15 protein-coding genes are annotated in these 17,095 nt (G+C 64.6%); all 15 read right to left on the bottom strand.

Going from position 1 to position 17,095, the window contains the following annotated elements:
- Nucleotides 1-14: 14 nt before the first annotated feature.
- Nucleotides 15-1,466: a proline--tRNA ligase gene (locus tag EXR94_04435; protein MSR01975.1), complete on the bottom strand. Its 1,452-nt coding sequence runs from the start codon at nucleotides 1,464-1,466 to the stop codon at nucleotides 15-17.
- A gap of 32 nt (nucleotides 1,467-1,498) precedes the next feature.
- Nucleotides 1,499-2,878, bottom strand: a complete 1,380-nt coding sequence (locus tag EXR94_04430; GenBank protein ID MSR01974.1) for a histidine--tRNA ligase — start codon at nucleotides 2,876-2,878, stop codon at nucleotides 1,499-1,501.
- Entirely contained in the window at nucleotides 2,844-4,097 is a 1,254-nt protein-coding gene (locus EXR94_04425; protein ID MSR01973.1) for a bifunctional folylpolyglutamate synthase/dihydrofolate synthase, read from the bottom strand. The genes EXR94_04430 and EXR94_04425 overlap by 35 nt, the downstream gene beginning before the upstream one ends.
- Complete coding sequence (locus EXR94_04420; protein ID MSR01972.1) at nucleotides 4,094-4,969, bottom strand: acetyl-CoA carboxylase carboxyltransferase subunit beta; 876 nt, start codon at nucleotides 4,967-4,969, stop codon at nucleotides 4,094-4,096. Before EXR94_04420 ends, EXR94_04425 begins: the two co-directional genes overlap by 4 nt.
- A gap of 106 nt (nucleotides 4,970-5,075) precedes the next feature.
- Nucleotides 5,076-6,311 carry a rod shape-determining protein RodA gene (gene rodA, locus EXR94_04415; protein MSR01971.1) on the bottom strand — a complete coding sequence of 412 codons (1,236 nt, stop codon included), beginning with the start codon at nucleotides 6,309-6,311 and terminating at the stop codon, nucleotides 5,076-5,078.
- Entirely contained in the window at nucleotides 6,311-8,161 is a 1,851-nt protein-coding gene (gene mrdA, locus EXR94_04410; protein ID MSR01970.1) for a penicillin-binding protein 2, read from the bottom strand. Before mrdA ends, rodA begins: the two co-directional genes overlap by 1 nt.
- Complete coding sequence (gene mreD, locus EXR94_04405) at nucleotides 8,158-8,655, bottom strand: rod shape-determining protein MreD (GenBank protein MSR01969.1); 498 nt, start codon at nucleotides 8,653-8,655, stop codon at nucleotides 8,158-8,160. The genes mrdA and mreD overlap by 4 nt, the downstream gene beginning before the upstream one ends.
- Nucleotides 8,652-9,470 carry a rod shape-determining protein MreC gene (locus EXR94_04400; protein ID MSR01968.1) on the bottom strand — a complete coding sequence of 273 codons (819 nt, stop codon included), beginning with the start codon at nucleotides 9,468-9,470 and terminating at the stop codon, nucleotides 8,652-8,654. The genes mreD and EXR94_04400 overlap by 4 nt, the downstream gene beginning before the upstream one ends.
- 1 nt (nucleotide 9,471) lies before the next feature.
- On the bottom strand, nucleotides 9,472-10,506 hold the full coding sequence (locus EXR94_04395) for a rod shape-determining protein (GenBank protein MSR01967.1): 1,035 nt from the start codon (nucleotides 10,504-10,506) through the stop codon (nucleotides 9,472-9,474).
- A 63-nt stretch (nucleotides 10,507-10,569) separates the two neighbouring features.
- Nucleotides 10,570-11,007, bottom strand: a complete 438-nt coding sequence (locus tag EXR94_04390) for a dUTP diphosphatase (protein ID MSR01966.1) — start codon at nucleotides 11,005-11,007, stop codon at nucleotides 10,570-10,572.
- A gap of 3 nt (nucleotides 11,008-11,010) precedes the next feature.
- Nucleotides 11,011-12,123, bottom strand: coding sequence for an alanine dehydrogenase (ald, locus tag EXR94_04385; protein MSR01965.1), 1,113 nt, complete (start codon nucleotides 12,121-12,123; stop codon nucleotides 11,011-11,013).
- A 31-nt stretch (nucleotides 12,124-12,154) separates the two neighbouring features.
- Nucleotides 12,155-13,414, bottom strand: a complete 1,260-nt coding sequence (locus tag EXR94_04380; protein ID MSR01964.1) for an insulinase family protein — start codon at nucleotides 13,412-13,414, stop codon at nucleotides 12,155-12,157.
- Nucleotides 13,411-15,492: a polyribonucleotide nucleotidyltransferase gene (locus tag EXR94_04375; GenBank protein ID MSR01963.1), complete on the bottom strand. Its 2,082-nt coding sequence runs from the start codon at nucleotides 15,490-15,492 to the stop codon at nucleotides 13,411-13,413. Before EXR94_04375 ends, EXR94_04380 begins: the two co-directional genes overlap by 4 nt.
- 111 nt (nucleotides 15,493-15,603) lie before the next feature.
- Nucleotides 15,604-15,864, bottom strand: coding sequence for a 30S ribosomal protein S15 (gene rpsO, locus EXR94_04370; protein MSR01962.1), 261 nt, complete (start codon nucleotides 15,862-15,864; stop codon nucleotides 15,604-15,606).
- Between the two features lie 130 nt (nucleotides 15,865-15,994).
- Nucleotides 15,995-17,089, bottom strand: a complete 1,095-nt coding sequence (locus EXR94_04365) for an NAD-dependent epimerase/dehydratase family protein (protein ID MSR01961.1) — start codon at nucleotides 17,087-17,089, stop codon at nucleotides 15,995-15,997.
- Nucleotides 17,090-17,095: the final 6 nt, after the last annotated feature.

Raw genomic sequence — 17,095 nt, 5'->3', positions numbered from 1 at the left:
ACCGCTTGGCCCATCTAGTACGCCCGAGCCCAGATGACCTCGGCGACCGCGGGCCGTCCGGTCCAAATGCAGGTCTTCGGCGACTCGCCCTGGAGGAACTCCGGATCAGGAATCACCCGGATCGTGGCCTTGGTGGCCTCCTTGATTTCTGCTTCGACCGCCGGATCGCCGCACCAACCGGCGTAGACGAACCCACCGTTCCCTTCGATGAAATCGATGAACTCTTGTTTGCTCTTCGGATGGCGGAGCGAATGGGCCTCCCGCCGGGCCTTGGAGGCCTCGAACAGCGCCACCTGCATGGCCTCGACTTCGAGGGCCAGGGCGGCGGCGAGGCCGACCATCGGCAAGGACGTCTTCGGGCCGCCGGTCCGCCGGGCCAGCATCACCGTGCCGGAGGCGAGATCTCGGGGACCGATCTCGAGCCGAAATGGAACCCCTCGCCCCTCCCACTCATAGTACTTGGCCCCCGGCTTCATCCCTTCGCGACCATCGACATGAACCCTGATCCCTCCGGCCCGCAGGTCGACGGCCACCCGGTTCGCGGCCTCCAGGATGGTACCGCGCTCCGCATCGGTCTTGTAGATCGGGACAATCACGGCCTGCCACTGCGCCAACCGGGGCGGGCAGACAAATCCGGCGTCATCGCTGTGGGCCATGATCATGCCCCCGATCATCCGAGTTGAGCTACCCCACGAGGTGCTCCACACATGATCGATCGTGCCTTCAGCGGTCTGAAACGAGATCTCGAACGCCTTGGCAAAGTTCTGGCCAAGGTTATGGCTGGTGCCCATCTGCAGGGCCTTGTGATCCTGCATCATCGCTTCGAGGGCATAGGTGCGGAGCGCGCCGGCAAACCGTTCGGAATCGGTTTTCCTGCCGGTGATGACCGGCAACGCCAGGTACTGCTCCTGGAACGTCCGATAGACGCCCAGCATCTGGAGGGTTTCAGCCTCCGCCTCGGCCTCCGTGGCGTGCGCCGTATGGCCTTCCTGCCAGAGAAACTCAGTGGTCCGGAGAAAGAGCCGGGTCCGCATCTCCCATCGCACCACGTTGCACCATTGGTTCAAGAGCACCGGCAAGTCTCGATAGCTCTGAATCCATTTGGCGTACATCGCCCCGACGATCGTTTCGGACGTGGGCCGAACCACCAGCGGCTCCTCCAGCTCCTTGCCACCGGCGTGCGTCACGACAGCGGTCTCGGGCGAAAAGCCCTCGACGTGCTCCGCCTCCTTGGCCAGGAAACTCTGGGGAATGAACAACGGGAAGTAGGCGTTCTGGTGGCCGGTGTCCTTGAACATCTTGTCGAGCGCGGCCTGCATCTGCTCCCAGATCGCATAGCCATTCGGCCGAATAACCATGCAGCCGCGGACCGGACTGTAGTCGGCCAGTTCGGCCCGGGCGATGAGTTCGTTGTACCAGGCGCTGAAGTCCGCGGCCCGGGTAGGTAGTGCCTTGTTGTCCGACATCGAACCGTCGTTTCTGCCTAGAAGGGTGACAATTACGGCTGAGGGCCAGCACCGAGCGCCCGAAGCGCCGAAACGACCCCGGCCCAAGGAACCGCGCGTTGGGCTCCGGCGGTGAGATCCTTGACCACAACCTCGCCGCGGGCTCGGTCATCCGGCCCAACGACGATCACGACTTTGACCCGCCGAGCGTCGGCGAGCTTGAACTGCTTGGCCACCGTTTGGTCAACCAAGGCGTACTCGACTCGAAAGCCACTGTCCCGAAGTTCATGGGCCAAACCCAGGACAAACGGACGGTCCTCCGGCGTGACCGCCGCCAGGAACACCTCCGCGCTCGGCCCCGGCGCCGGCAGCAACCCGCGATCCCGGAGCAGCTCGGTCAGCACCACATCCCCCATCCCGAATCCGAGCGCCGGCAGGTCAACCCCGCCCAGCGCCGCGAGCAGATTGTCGTACCGCCCGCCCCCGCAGATCGCTCGAAAGGTTCCTTGAGCGTCGAACAGTTCGAACACCGTCCCGGTGTAATAGGCCAAGCCTCGAACGATCGTGAGGTCAAGATCCACGAAATCGCCGAGCCCCATCGCCTCCAACGCCGCCAGCGTGGCTCGGAGCGGCGCGGCGGCCTCCAGCACCGCCGGGTACGGAGCGAGGAGTGCTTCCATCTCCGCCCACCGAGTGACGCCTCGGTGGCGCTCCACGAAATCCAACGCGGCCACTGAGGCCGCCACTTGGGCGAGCTTCTCCTTGTGCGATGCGAACTCGCGCCGACCAATCTTGTCGATGGCCTGGTAGGCCACACCGAGGTGCTCGGCCGGGACACCCAGGCTCTCCAATAGGGCCTGCAGTACCCGCCGATCGAACACCCGGACCCGAATGTCCGCCGGCCCAAGGCCAAGATCCCGCATCACGTCAATGGCCAACGCGATGATCTCGGCATCGGCCGCCGGCCCCGGCTCCCCGATCAAGTCGCAATTGAGTTGGAAGTGTTCCCTGAGCCGGCCGCGCTGTTGGCGTTCGTACCGGAACAGTTGGGGAATCGAGAACCACCGAATCGGCTTCTTCATCGACGATGCCTTCGGGGCCACCATCCGGGCCAACGTCGGCGTCATCTCGGGCCGGAGCGCCACCTCCCGCTCGCCTTTGTCGCGAAAATGATAAAGCTGGCCGACGATCTCGTCACCGCTCTTTTGGGTATACAGCTCCAGCGACTCGAGCGGCGGCCCATCATACTCCAGGAACCCGTACCGCAGGGCCACCCGCCGCATCGAACCGAACACGTGCGACCGGATGGCAAGCTCGTCGGGATAGAAATCACGGAAACCGGGAAGGGCCTGAATCGACATGCCTAAATATAAGCGGGGCCGAGGGCCCCCGTTCCGGTCAAATCGGGGCGAGACCCCGGGCCGCCAGGACATCCCCGACGGTATGGAAGGAGCCAGTGACCAGGATCGTCCCCGCGCCGGCGGAGGCCGCTTCAAGCGCCTCCGGAAAGTCCTCGATCAAGCGCCATTCGGCCCGGGCTGGGGGCCGGTCGGGCCGGTCGAGCCACCGCCGGAGCCACGACAGATCCCACTTTCGGCCTTCCGCGGTCGGGGCGACGGTGAGGATGCCCCGGTCGACCACCTGGTCGAGCAGCACCAGCATCTCGGGCCACTCCTTGTCGCCCAAAATCGAGACCAGGGCATGGAGCGGTCGAGGCGGATCTTGTCCGGCAATCGCCGCCACGAGGGCCCGGACCCCATCCGGATTATGGGCCACGTCAAAGAGCCAGCGGCCCCGTCGATCGAGCCGGCCGGGCACGAACGCCGAGGCAAACCCCCGTTCGATCGCCGAGTGGGCCGGCCTGAACCGCTCCGGCAGCGCCATCACGATCCCGTGGGCCACCGCCGCATTCCGGCGCTGGTGCGGACCGGCCAACCCGAGCGGTCCTTCCCAGAGGTATTCCGGTGGCAGGACCCGAAGATCAGCCCTCCCACCGGGCTCGATCGCCTCGACCGAGCGGCGGGCCTCATCCTTCAACACCGCGACGAGAGCCGGATCGCACTCGCCGATGATGAACGGGGCGCCGGGCTTGGCGATCCAGGCCTTCTCTCGGGCAATGGCTTCCAGCGTGTGCCCAAGGTACTTCTGATGGTCGAGCGCGATCTTGGTAACCCCACTCACCATCGGCCGGACGACGTTGGTGCTGTCGAGGCGGCCGCCGAGCCCCACCTCGATGACGGCCACATCCGCGCCCCGGCTGGCCAAATCGGCAAAGGCAAGGGCCGTGGTCGCTTCGAAGAAGGTAGCGCCGGATTCCTCGATCAGCGGGCGGAGCTGATCGGTCCACATTGCTGTCGCCGCGGCCGAGATCGGCACGCCCCCAACCGTGATCCGCTCCCGGAAATCCACCAAATGAGGCGACGTATACACCCCGACCCGGTGGCCGGACGCTTCCAACGCGGCGGCAACCAAGGCCGTCACGCTCCCCTTGCCGTTGGTGCCGCCGACATGAATTGCCGGAATGATGTGATGTGGGTTGCCTAACGCCGCCAGGAGGAGTTCCGTGCGATCGAGCCCGAACTTAATCGTGGTGGTTCGTGGATAGAGAAAATCGAGGGTCCGCTGATATCGGTCGTGACGCCGAAGGCTCACGCCTCGCTCCTCGCCTCCACCTCGGACTTGTGGCCCAGCATGTGCCTGAGGAGCCTCGCCACCGTTTCCCGGAGGGCGCCGCGCGGAACGACCTCATCCACTTGGCCCCGCTCGAGCAAGAACTCGGCGGTCTGAAATCCCTCCGGCAGATCCTGCCCGATGGTCTGCTTGATGACCCGCTGGCCCGCGAACCCGATCACCGCGCCCGGCTCCGCTAGAATCGCGTCACCTTGCATCGCATAGCTGGCCGAGACGCCACCGGTCGTCGGATTGGTCAGGACCGTCAGATATGGCACCCCTTCACGCTTCAGCTCGGCGATCGCCGTCGACGTCTTGGCCATCTGCATGAGGGAGAGCACCCCTTCTTGCATCCGGGCCCCGCCCGAGGCACACACCAGCACCAGCGGGACACCCTTATCGGATGAACGGCGGGCCAGCCGGGCGATCTTCTCCCCCACCACCGACCCCATCGAACCACCCATGAAGGCGAAGTTCATCACACCGACGTGAAGCGGAATCTTCTCGAGCCGGCACAACCCGGTATAAATGGCATCCAACTGCCCAGTCTTGGCCTGCGACGACTTCGACCGATCGGCATAGTGTTCGAAGGAGAGGGGGTCCAGCGGTCCGAGGTTGGCGTTGAGCTCGCGCCAGGTACCGGCATCGCTCAAGAGCTCCACGTACTCCTCAGCCAGGAAACGCCGATGGTGGCCACAGTTCGGGCAGACATTGAGCTCCCGCTCGAACCGCCCCCGAATGTCGACGTGGCCGCAGGACTCGCACTTGTCCCAGGCATCTTTGGGAATCTCGAGCCGAGCGCGTTGGGACAGCCGGGGCTTCCGTTCCTTTTTAAACCACGCGCTCACAGCCATTGACTCGCCAAGAATGACACGGATCCACACACGCTATGGAGAAGGGACCATCAATTTGGACTGCCCAGGACAAACGCGCTAGACCCTAACTTGCAAGTCCTTGTCATCATTCGAGATAACCGCTGGACCGCGAATCGTAGGCAACCCGCAACACCAGCCCCATGCTGATGCCGCAGGCCAGGACGAACGAACCTCCGTACGAAAAGAATGGCAGCGGGATGCCAGTGATCGGCATCACACTGATCGTCATGCCGACATTTTCGAACACGTGCGCGAAGAGCAACCCGAGAATCCCAAACACCACCAGGCTGCTGAAGGGGTTGGTGGCGCGCCGGGCGATCCGCACCAGTCGGAGAAAAAGGGCGAGGAAGAGGGCCAAGGCCACCACCACCCCAACGAAACCAAGCTCCTCACCCACCACGGAAAAAATGAAATCGGTGGGTTGCTCCGGCAGGAACGCGAGCCGCTTCTGGGGCCCGTGAAGGTACCCATTGCCGAACCACCCGCCGGACCCAATCGCCACCTTGGACTGGATCGCCTGATAGGCCGATCCGGCCGGATCGGCCTCCGGATTGACGAACGACATCAAGCGCTTCTGCTGGTACGGTTTCAGTCCGTTCCAGAGGATGATCGCCACCACACCCATCGCGGAGTTGACCAGCCAGATCAGGACCCCCTCGGCCACGTAGGTGCGCCACAGCAGGAGCAGCACGGTCAGCAGGAAGATCCAGGCCCCCCACCATCGGGTGTCGACCGCCAGGAGCAGGCTGATGATCGGCGAGGCCAGCAACAGGAGCAGAGACGGCTTGACGCCGGTCCAAAACAGCATGGCAAACAGGATCATGATGAAGACGATGGCGCTGCCAAGGTCAGGCTGGAGCATGACCAAGAGGAACGGACCGAGCGCAATCAGCCCGGGCCGGACCAAATCAACGAGCGTCTGCGGTGGTTGCCGAAGCCCCGAGAGGTGGCGGGCCAACAGGAGAATCGCGCCAATCTTGGCGAGCTCCACGGGCTGACCGATCCGGACTCCACCAATGGCCAACCAGCTCTTTGTTCCGGCGGCGGTGCCTGCCCCGGTGCCGACCACGAGCGTCACAACCAGCAGGGCCAGCCCGAGCCCATAGAGCACCGGCGCCACCCACTCGAGGATTCGGAAGGAGAGCCGAAACGCCACGGCACCCATCCCGATCGCGAGCACCATCCAGACCAGCTGCCGAACCCAGGCGCGTTCGGCGGCGGTCGGGAGGTCGGTTTGGCCGGCGGAATACACCATGGCCAAGCCATAGGCGGCCAGGGCCAACAGCGTCAGGACGAGCGGACGGTCAAGGGTGGTGCGCATCAGCGGGGCGGAGGCGGGGCGGCGGAATCCGCGATCAATTCGGACACGGCGGTGGCCGAATCCTCCTGGATCACCATCTTGGTCCTGGCCTTCGCCAGCGTGGGATCGGTCTTTTCGAGGTATCGGCGAATGACCTTGACCACATAGGGCGCCACGGCGGTGCCGTGGAGAGCAAACTCCATGAGACTCCCGACCACCACGGTAGGCTTCTCGGCCGGCGCAAAAGCGATAAACCAACCGTGATCGGGCCCCTGGGGATTTTGGGCGGTTCCGGTCTTGCCCGCGACCCGAAGGTCGCGCCCTCCGCTCGCGGCCGCCGTCCCCCGGTCAACGACGGCCACGAGGGCGGTCCGAAGGCCGGCCAATTGCTCCGGGGTCAGCCCTAACGATCGCCGGGAACCGGTCGGCTTCTCGACGACGTAGGGGATCGGCACCGTCCCGTCGCTGGCCAACGCCGCATAGAACCGGGTCAAACCCATCAGGGTCTGGGCATTCTCACCCTGCCCGATCGACAAGTTGAGCGTCACCGCATTGCTCCACCCCCGGGCCCCGTACAGCCGGTCGTAGTAGGCGGTCGACGGCGGAAATGACGAGCTCCGCTCCGAGGCCAAATCAATCCCCGTCGGCGAGCTGAGCCCCATGGTGGTCGCCTCCGCGAGGAGGTTCGGCAGCCCGATGCGGAGTCCGAGTTGGTAGAAATAAATGTTACAGCTGCTCGCGATGGCGCCCGTCAAGTCGAGTGACCCATGCCCGGATTTCTTCCAGCAATGGAAGACCCGGTTCCCGAACCGGTACCCGCCGGTGCAGGGTTGCGGCATCCGGCTCGAAAAGTCGACGACCCCACGCTTCAAGGCCACCGCGGCCGTGACGAGTTTGAAGGGCGAGCCGGGCGGAAAGCTCCCGCGAATGGCACGGTTCTGCAGCGGCTTGGCTTCGCCGTTGAGCTGGGCCCACCGCCGGGAGGAGACTCCGGTGATCAACTCGTTCGGGTCGAAGGTCGGCGCCGAATAGAGCGCCAGCACCTGGCCGTCCGGGGTCATCACGACCATGGCACCTCGGACCCCGACCCGGTCGGCCGACCACAAGCTGTCGATGTAGGTCTGCAATTCGAGGTCGATAGTGGTCCGGATCATCTCGCCGGTCACGGGCTTGAGGGCCTGCGACTCGCTCTCGTCACGGACCATTCGCCCCCGGGCGTCCACCTCGATGAAACTCTCGCCCTCGAGACCCCGAACCACGGAGTCGAACTTTGCCTCGAGTCCGTCCTTGCCGACGATAGTGCCGGGGCGGGCGCCGGGAAAGCGGCCTCGGGTAAGTTCGTCGTCGGAGACCTCGCCGGCGTACCCTACCAGATGCGCCACGGCCTGCCCCGCGCCATAGAGCCGGCGGGGCTCGGTCCGGATCACGAGCCCCGGAAGTTGGTAGCGATGCTCCTCGAGGATAGCGACCGTCTCGATACTGGCGTTGGCGAATACGAGCGCTGGCTGATAGGAGGCGAGGTCATAGCGGCGAACCACCGGCCCCTCGATTTCCTCGGCCCCGGGCACCAGGGTCGCGATCCGCTTGAGGACCGCTTTCAGCGAGTCCCGCGAACTGGCCACGAGTTTGACAGTGAAGCCCGGAGCGTTCTCGGCGATCTGCTTCCCGTTCCGATCCAGGATGAAGCCCCGGGGGGATGCCAAGATCAAGCGACGAAGCCGGTTGTTGTCGCTCTGACGCCGGAAATCAGCGGTACCGATGACCTGGGCTCGAAAGAAAGCGGCAAGGAGAAACAGAAATAGAGCGCCAATGACAACAATGGCGCTTCCGGCTCGCTCGCGAACCCGAAACGGCGTAAAGGCGATACTCATTCGTCCAACCGAATCGCCAGCCAGTCGCGGAAGAACACCACGACCACCACGCCCACCAGCGCGGTAACCAGGGCTTGAATCGGCCCCCAGATCAGCAGCGTGCTGGCGAGTTCACTCGGCCCGGCGCCGCTCGCCAGCAGCACGATCAACGACCGGAGCCAGACGCCGACAGCGAACAAGCCCGCATTCACCAGCAGGTTGTCGGGAAAGAACACCGCCCGGCCGTAGGCCGCGAGATAGCCTACTATGGTATGCGAAAGGGCTCCAGCCCCGAACCGGGCTGGCGACAGCACATCGGCGGTCAGACCGACCAAGAATCCCGCCACCGCCGCCACACCCGGCCGGCTTCGAATGGCCACCAGCATCATCGCCAGCATCAACAGGTCGGGCGCAAACCGGCTCGCGACCCACGGCCGGATGTAGAAGTGCGCCGCGATCAGGATGGCGATGACCAGAACCAGCCGGCGGCGACGGGCCCGCTTGTCGAAGCTCATCGGTCAAGTCGCGTTTCGCGAATCAGGTAGATCAAGACGTGACGCACGTGTCCCGGATTGGCCGACGGGGTCAACCGGTAGACCCGCTCCCAGCCCATCTCCTCCCGCCGGGTCCCCACCACCCGCCCCACGGGAATGCCGTTCGGGTAAACGCCCGTCAGCCCCGACGTCAGCACCTGGGTGCCCGTGGGTACCGTGTCCCGATACGGAACCCCTCGAAGTTCGAGGAATGATTCACTCGCCGCGAATCCAGGAGTCGGAGCGACGATGCCCATCACGCTGCCGTCGGCCGTGGTCACCGAGACGGCAAAATCAGGATGGGCCCATGTCATCGCCACCGACGAGTTCGACTCGGCGCTGACAATCAGACCCAGCAGCCCATCGGGCGATACCACGGGATTGCCGATGTGCACGCCATCGCTCGACCCGGTCCCGAGGAGGAGCGTCCGGCCTTCAGTGGCCGTCGCTTGATGGAGGACCTCGGCGGGAACCGTACGGTAGGAAATCTTGGATTTGAGCGCGAGCAGGCCCCGGAGTCCGGCATTTTCAGCCCGAAGACTCGTGAGCGTTTGCGCGGCGAGTGAGGCCGAGTCCCGCGCGGACGAGATGACCTGGAGCTCGAGCCGGCTGGTTCGCCATTGCTCGCCGTTGTTCTGGAGCCACACCACCGGGGCCAGCGCCGTGGCCCGGACCCCGCTCGCGAAGACCAAAGCCCATGGCGTGGGCAGTAGCATGGCGACGACCGACAGCACGAGACAGCCAACCAGGAGAACGGTATCACTTCGGGAGAGCGACCGGCCCGGTCCGCGGTTCATGTCACCTCGTCAGTACACTACGATACTTTTCGTACTCGTCGAGGATGCGCCCAGTACCTCGGACCACACACGTCAACGGATCTTCATCGACGTGAATCGGCAACCCGGTCTCCTGCGAGAGCAGCAGGTCGAGTCCCCGAATCAGCGCCCCGCCGCCGGTCATGACGATCCCGCGATCGACGATATCGCTCGCCAATTCCGGCGGGGTGATTTCGAGGGCGCGGCGAACGGCATCGACGATCTGCTGGATCGGCTCCTGCACCGCTTCGCGGATTTCGGTGGAATGCACCCGAACGGTCTTCGGAATACCCGATACGAGGTCGCGACCCTTGACCTCCATCTCCCGCTCGTCGCCGGTCGGATACGCCGACCCGATCTTGATCTTGATCGCTTCGGCCGTCGGTTCGCCCACCAGCAGATTGTAGTTCTTGCGCATGAACTGCACGATGGCCTGGTCGAGTTCGTCACCACCAGTTCGAATCGAGGTGTCGCAGACGATCCCGGACAGCGCGATGACCGCGATTTCCGTGGTCCCGCCGCCGATGTCGATGACCATGTTACCGGTCGGTGTTTCCACCGGCAGGCCCACACCGATCGCGGCGGCCATCGGTTCGGCCACCATGTAGACTTCCTTGGCCCCGGCGGTTTCGGCGGAATCGCGGACCGCCCGCCGCTCGACCTCGGTGATGCCCGACGGAACCGCGACGATCACCATCGGCTTGACCCGAAAGAAATGCTTGTTGATGATGGTGCCGAGAAAATGGCGCAGCATCTTTTCGGTCCGCTCGAAGTCGGCGATGACGCCGTCCTTGAGCGGCCGGACCGCGATGATGCCCTCGGGCGTTCTGCCTAACATCCGCTTCGCGTCGAGACCGTAGGCTTTCGGCTCGCCGGTGGCCCGGTCGATCGCCACCACCGACGGTTCATTGAGCACGATGCCCTCACCCTTGACGTAGACCAAGGTGTTGGCTGTCCCGAGATCGACCGCGATTTGATTCGCGGAACTGAAGAAATCGAATTTAAACGGAAACTTCATTGGATTGCGGGCGCCCCCAGACCGGAGGGTAAGTTAATGTTTAACAAGCACTTCGACAAGCCGCTACCGACCGGTGCTCCCGAACCCGCCGTCGCCGCGGGCTGTGGCTGGTAACGTCTCGACGGCCTCAAATCGCACGGATTCGACCCGGGCAACCACCAGCTGGGCGATTCTCATCCCCCGCTCCACCTGGAATGGCTCCGAGCCCAGGTTGATCAGCCCCACCTTCAGTTCGCCCCGGTAGTCGCTATCGATGGTAGCCGGGGTGTTCGGGAGGGTCACGCCGTGTTTGACCGCCAGACCCGACCGAGGCCGGATCTGGATCTCGTAGCCGACCGGGATCGCCACCGCGAACCCGGTCGAAAAAAGCCGCCGCTCCATGGGGGCCAGGAGCCCGGCCTCCGCCGCGGCGATGTCCGCCCCGGCCGAGCCCTCGGTCTGGGGCGTCGGCACCGGGAGCCCCTCCCCGTGCGGGAGGCGCTGAATCTGAACGGAGACCATGGCCTACAGGACGCTGTCGGCGCTAACCAAGGGCAGTCCGAACGCCTCGGCCACACCAGGATAGACCACTTTGCCCTCGACCACGTTGAGCCCGAGCTTCAAGGCCCCGTCCTGTCGGCAGGCGGCCTTCCAGCCCAACTTGGCGAGTTTCTGGGCGTAGCCGAGCGTGGCGTTGGTCAGGGCCAAGGTCGAGGTCCGGGATACGCCTCCAGGCATGTTCGCCACGGCGTAATGGAGGACGCCGTCGACCAAGTAGATCGGGTTTTCGTGGGTGGTCGGCTTGATCGTCTCGACGCAGCCACCTTGGTCGACCGCCACGTCGACGATGACCGACCCCGGCTTCATGAGCTTGAGATCCTCACGGCGGACCAGCCGGGGAGCCTTGGCGCCCGCAATCAGGACCGCACCGATCACCAGATCGGCCCGTTGGATGGCACCCAGGATATTGTGGCGGTTCGAGTAGAGCGTCGTCACGTTCGGTGGCAGCACGTCGTCTAGGTACCGGAGCCGCTCCAGTGACAGGTCCAGGATGGTGACGTTGGCCCCCATGCCGGCCGCCATCTTGGCGGCATTGATACCGACCACGCCTCCGCCAATGATGATCACATCCGCCGGGGCCACCCCCGGGACGCCGCCGAGCAGCACGCCCCGGCCCCCGTAGACCTTCTCGAGGTACTTGGCACCCTCCTGGACCGCCATCCGGCCGGCCACCTCGGACATCGGGGTCAGCAACGGCAGCTCGCCGGTGGGCAATTGGACCGTCTCGTAGGCGATCGCGATGGCCCCGGACGCAATCACCGCCTGGGTCAGCTCCTCACCGGCGGCGAAGTGGAAGTAGGTGTAGATGACCTGACCGGCCCGCATCCGCGGGTATTCGACGGCAATCGGCTCCTTGACCTTCATGATCATCTCGGACTTGGCCCAGACCTCGTCGGCCGTGTCGAGGATCTTGCCCCCGGCCCGGACGTAATCGTCGTCGGAAAAACCGCTGCCCAGCCCGCCGCCTCGCTCGACGAAGACGGTGTGCCCCTGGTCGACCAGCAATTCGCAGCCCGCCGGCACCAGCGCGACGCGGTTCTCGTTGGTCTTGATCTCCTTTGGTACGCCGATCACCATGGTATCCCCCGACTGGAAAGTATTTCTCGGCTCATTCCCCACCCAATTCAACCACCGCCAACCGGGCCGGATCAAAGAACTCCCGGGCCAGTTGGTTGACCTCGTCGCCTTCAATCCGGTCGATGGCCGCCAGGATCTCGTCCGGCTTGCGATAACGATCATCGTTCAAGACAAATCCCGCCAGTCGGTGGACCCGACTCCCGGGGTTCTCGAGCGCCAGCATCAGCTGACCCTTGAGCTGCTGGCGACCGCCGGCGAGCTCTTCGGGCGTCAGACCTTCGCGGGCCAGGCGGGCACACTCCACCTGAATCGCTTCCTTGGCGGCCGCCGCCGTTCCCGGCTGGGTCGCGACGTAGATCCCCACGAGGCCGACCGACCGATACGGCTGGTGAAAGGCGGAAATCGCGTAGGCCAGGCCGAGATCCTCGCGGATCCGCTGAAACAAACGACTTGACATGCCCCCGCCAAATACGTTCGTCAAGACCGCCATGCCGTAGCGCCGCGGATCCCGGCTTTCGAAGGTATCGGTCCCGAAGACGATGTGGGTCTGGGCCGAGTCCCTGGCCACTTGGTGGTGCCGGGACCGGACGGCGGGCGCCGGCGCCACGGGCGGTTTGGCCGCCACAAAACCGCTACCCTCGAACCAGCCCAACCGGATCAGATCCTCGATCAAATCGTCATGGTCGACATTCCCAGCCGCGGCGATGACCACGTTGCCTGGGTAGTATCCGGCGGCGTGATAGCTCCGGACGTCGGCGGCCGTCAGCCGTGCCACCGTCTCCGGGGTGCCGAGAATCGAATACCCGTAGGGATGCTCGGGCCAGAGGTGGGCGGCAAAGAGGTCGAACACCAGGTCGTCGGGGGTATCCTCGACCCCTTTGATTTCCTCCAGCACGACATTGCGTTCGAGCTCGAGATCCTCGGGCCGGATCAGCGGGGCGCGGACCAGATCAGTGAGGATGTCAGCGGCGAGGGAGAGGTCTTGGTCGAGCACATGGGCTTGGTAGCTGGTGTGATCTCGGCTGGTATACGCGTCGAGCGAGCCACCCCGGACCTCGAGCGCCTGAGCCAGTTCCTTGGCCGTTCGGCGCTCGGTGCCCTTGAATACCATGTGTTCGAGCAGATGGGCGACGCCCATCTGCTCGGGTCCTTCATGGCCGCTGGCCCAGCGAACCCAGATCCCCACCGCGGCTGAACGAAGCCCGGGCAGGTGTTCGGTGAGGACGTTGAGCCCGTTCGGCGCCGTGGTTCGGAAGAGCCGCTCGTCGAGTTGCTCCCGGACCACGGTCACTCCTTCGGCAACAGCGCCTTCCGGGACAACCGCATCCGGCCCCGCTCATCGACCTCGAGCAATTGGACCCGGACGACATCGCCCTTCTTGACGACGTCTTCGGTCTTTTCCGTCCGGGCATGCTGGAGTTCGCTGATATGCAGCAACCCCTCGACGCCCGGCATGATTTCGATGAAGGCACCGAAGGCGGTGGTGCTCTTGACCGGCCCCTCGTAGATCATCCCGACCACGGGCTCGGCCACGAGCGCCATGACCATTTCCCGGGCCTTGTCGCCGGCTTCCCCGCCGACGGCCGCGATGGTGACCAAGCCGGTGTCCTCGATCGAGATCTTGGCGCCGGTGGCATCCTGGATGCCGCGGATGGTCTTCCCCTTCGGTCCGATCACATCGCCGATCTTGTCGGGCTTGATCATGATCGTAAAGATCCGGGGCGCGAAGGGCGACAGATCGGCGCGAGGCGCCGCCAAGGCCTTCTTCATTTCGCCGAGGATGTGGAGCCGGCCCCGACGGGCCTTCTCGAGCGCGTCCGCCAACAATTCCAGGCTGAGGCCTTCGACCTTGATGTCCATCTGGATCGACGTGATGCCCTTCTCGGTACCGGCCACCTTGAAGTCCATATCGCCCAAGTGGTCTTCCGAGCCGAGGATGTCGGTCAGGACCGCCACCTTCTTGCCTTCCATGATCAGTCCCATAGCCACACCGGCGCAGGCGGCCTTCATCGGCACACCCGCATCCATCAGCGCCAGCGATCCGCCGCAGACGGTGGCCATCGACGACGACCCATTGGACTCGAGAATTTCCGAGACGACCCGCAGGGTGTAGGGGAAGGCATCGAAGTCCGGCAACAGGGCCTGGAGGGCCCGTTCCGCCAACGCGCCATGGCCGATTTCACGGCGGCTGGTGCCGCGAAGAGGCCGGACCTCGCCGGTCGAGTAGGGCGGGAAGTTGTAGTGGAGCATAAACGACTTCGTCGACTCGCCGGGGACGTCGATCGAGTCGATCCGCTGCTCGTCGTCGGAGGTGCCTAACGTGACGGCCACCAGCGCCTGGGTCTGACCCCGGGTAAACAGGGCCGAGCCGTGGACCCGCGGCAACCAACCGGCTTCGATCGAGATCGGGCGGACCGTCTCAAGAGCGCGGCCATCGATCCGCTCACCCTTGTCGAGGACCTGGGCTCGCATGACCCGGTATTCGATTTCCTCGAACTCGTGCTCGGCGTCCTTGATCTTCTCGGGGAACTCGGTGGCAATGGTGGCCATCGCCGCCTGGCGAACAGCCTTCAACTGCGCGGCCCGCCCAGCCTTGTCCTTGTGATTGATAGCCTTGGTCATGTCCTTTTCGGCCAGTTCCTTGACCCGCTTGGTCACGGCCTTGTCGTACTCCGGCTTGACCCAGGACATCTTCTTCTGGCCTTCTTTGGCCACCAGGGTTTTGATGTGACCCCGGAGCTCGACGATTCCCTTCTGGGCCACCCGGAGCGCTTCGAGGACATCGGCCTCGGAGACCTCCAGCGCGCCGCCCTCTACCATGTCGACGAACTCGCCGCTGCCGCTGACCGAGATATCGAGGTCCGAAAACTCGAGTTGGTGGAAGGTCGGATTCAGGATCCAGTTGCCGTCGACCCGGCCCACCCGGACGGTGGCCAACGGGCCGTTCCACGGGATCGGCGAAATCGAAAGCGCCGCCGAGGCGGCAAACGCGCCTAATACGTCGGCATCATGTTCTTGATCGGCCGACACCACCGTAATGAAGACCTGAATTTCGTTCTTGAAGCCTTCAGGAAAGAGCGGCCGGATCGACCGGTCGATGATCCGGGCGGCCAGGATTTCCTTGTCCGACGGGCGACCCTCCCGCTTCAGAAACCCGCCGGGGATCTTGCCTGCGGCGTAGGTCTTTTCGCGATACTCGACCGTCAGCGGGAAGAACGGAAGGTGGGATTGGTTCGGGCTGACCGTGACGGAGGCGAGTACCACCGTGTCCCCGAACTGAACCAGTACTGATCCTGCGGCTTGCTTGGCTAGGCGGCCCGTCTCGAGAATGAGACGCCGGCCGGCGAACGTCGTTTCAATGCGATGCACAGCGATATTCCTCGTCAGTGATCAGGATGGACGGACGTCCACCCTGAGCACCCACCAATACACCAAGGGCGTCCCGAATCGTCGTGGACGCCCCCGTGTCGTGATGGATGCTTAGTGTCGGAGCCCGAGATCTTGAATGAGCGCTCGGTAGGTCACCAAGTCGGTGTTGCGAAGGTACGTCAAGAGACGCCGCCGCTGACCGACCATCTTGAGCAGACCCCGCCGACCGTGATGGTCTTTGGCGTGGGCCCGGAAGTGATCCGTGAGAGAGTTGATGCGCTCGGTGAGAAGGGCCACCTGGACCTTGGCCGACCCAGTGTCGGTTTCGTGTTGGCGGTGCTTCGTCATGATGCCCTGCTTGTCGTACCCCATTCTGCTTTCCTCGGCTGCTCTCTGGCTTGGTGTAATTGCGTAAGTGCTTGTAGCCCCTAAGTATAGGGCACGAGGGGCCGGGAGGCAAGGGGACGGGCTCGGCACTCGGCACTCGGCGCTCGGCGGAGGGTTAGGGCCGGGTTTTCCAGGCTTGGAGGACTTCGGCTTCCCGGGCCGGGGTGATGCCGGCTTTGAGCTTCTCTTGGCGGTCGGCGGGCTGGGCGTGGTAGTAGTCGAGGGTGTCCCGGGTGGTGGCCGCCAGGGAGCGGAAGGTCAGACCGAGGGCCACCTCACGGCTGATGTCGAACCGCCCGAACCCGGCCCGGGCGCCTTTCGACGGCATCCAGACCGGCATTTCCTGGTAGGGGCGCACCTGGTGCTTCTCGAGGAAGTCGGCGTCAACCCAAGTGAAGGTCGCGTCGGAGGTAGTCACCGCCTTGATGCCGTGAAGGACCTCGGAAAAGAGCCGGGGCGTCTTCGGGCCCAATGCGTTATAGGTCCCGGTGGTGCCCATTTCCCCCAGCCGAATCATCCACTCCGCCAAATCCCGGGCATCGATGATCTGGACGTAGTCGTTCCCGTCGCCGGGCGCGAGGATTTCCCCGCCCCGCTCGATCCGGACCGGCCAATAGGTAAACCGGTCGGTCAGGTCGCCCGGGCCAACGACCAGAGACGGCCGGACGATCAGCGTCCGGTCGCCGAAGTACTTCCGGACGAGGTTTTCCGAGAGGGCTTTGGCCAGACAGTAGGGGAGCGGCTTGCCCGCCTCCACCGGGGTGTTCTCGGGCGTGCAGACGGGCGCGTCGATGGTCATCGGCACCCGGCTGGTGTCGAAGTACACCGACCGGGTCGACACGAAGCAGTACCGTTTGACTGAGTTCTGCAACAGCGCCACCGACCGCTCGACCCAGAGCGGGTCCGTGGCGGAGTTGTCGATCACGAGGTCCCACTGCCGCCCTTCGAGTGACTTGAGATCGGTGGCCCGGTCACCGATCAGCTTTTCCACCGTCGGGAAGAGCCCGGGGTTGGTGCGGCCCCGGTTGAACAGCGTGACCGTGTGACCACGATCGAGGGCGTACTGAACTTGATAGGGGCCGATGAATCCGGTCCCACCCAAAATGAGAATCTTGAGCGGGGCCCGGCGGAAGCGCGGGATCAGGATGCCGGCACCGAGGATCCCGGCGCCGGCGGCGATCCGAACGAAGTCGCGACGAGTGTGGGTCATCGGGGT

The sequence above is a fragment of the Gemmatimonadota bacterium genome (assembly GCA_009692115.1).
Lineage (GTDB): Bacteria > Gemmatimonadota > Gemmatimonadetes > Gemmatimonadales > GWC2-71-9 > SHZU01.
The sequence above is the reverse complement of the archived record's forward strand: the minus strand, read 5'-3'. Positions and strand labels throughout refer to the sequence as shown.

Excerpts from the sequence above, each read along its gene's own strand:
- EXR94_04365 (MSR01961.1), bottom strand. The coding sequence starts at position 17,089 with ATGACCCACACTCGTCGCGACTTCGTTCGGATCGCCGCCGGCGCCGGG.
- EXR94_04435 (MSR01975.1), bottom strand. The coding sequence starts at position 1,466 with ATGTCGGACAACAAGGCACTACCTACCCGGGCCGCGGACTTCAGCGCC.
- mreD (MSR01969.1), bottom strand. The coding sequence starts at position 8,655 with ATGAGCTTCGACAAGCGGGCCCGTCGCCGCCGGCTGGTTCTGGTCATC.
- rodA (MSR01971.1), bottom strand. The coding sequence starts at position 6,311 with ATGCGCACCACCCTTGACCGTCCGCTCGTCCTGACGCTGTTGGCCCTG.
- rpsO (MSR01962.1), bottom strand. The coding sequence starts at position 15,864 with ATGGGGTACGACAAGCAGGGCATCATGACGAAGCACCGCCAACACGAA.
- EXR94_04390 (MSR01966.1), bottom strand. The coding sequence starts at position 11,007 with ATGGTCTCCGTTCAGATTCAGCGCCTCCCGCACGGGGAGGGGCTCCCG.
- EXR94_04430 (MSR01974.1), bottom strand. The coding sequence starts at position 2,878 with ATGTCCTGGCGGCCCGGGGTCTCGCCCCGATTTGACCGGAACGGGGGC.
- ald (MSR01965.1), bottom strand. The coding sequence starts at position 12,123 with ATGGTGATCGGCGTACCAAAGGAGATCAAGACCAACGAGAACCGCGTC.
- EXR94_04400 (MSR01968.1), bottom strand. The coding sequence starts at position 9,470 with ATGAACCGCGGACCGGGCCGGTCGCTCTCCCGAAGTGATACCGTTCTC.
- EXR94_04395 (MSR01967.1), bottom strand. The coding sequence starts at position 10,506 with ATGAAGTTTCCGTTTAAATTCGATTTCTTCAGTTCCGCGAATCAAATC.
- EXR94_04420 (MSR01972.1), bottom strand. The coding sequence starts at position 4,969 with ATGGCTGTGAGCGCGTGGTTTAAAAAGGAACGGAAGCCCCGGCTGTCC.
- mrdA (MSR01970.1), bottom strand. The coding sequence starts at position 8,161 with ATGAGTATCGCCTTTACGCCGTTTCGGGTTCGCGAGCGAGCCGGAAGC.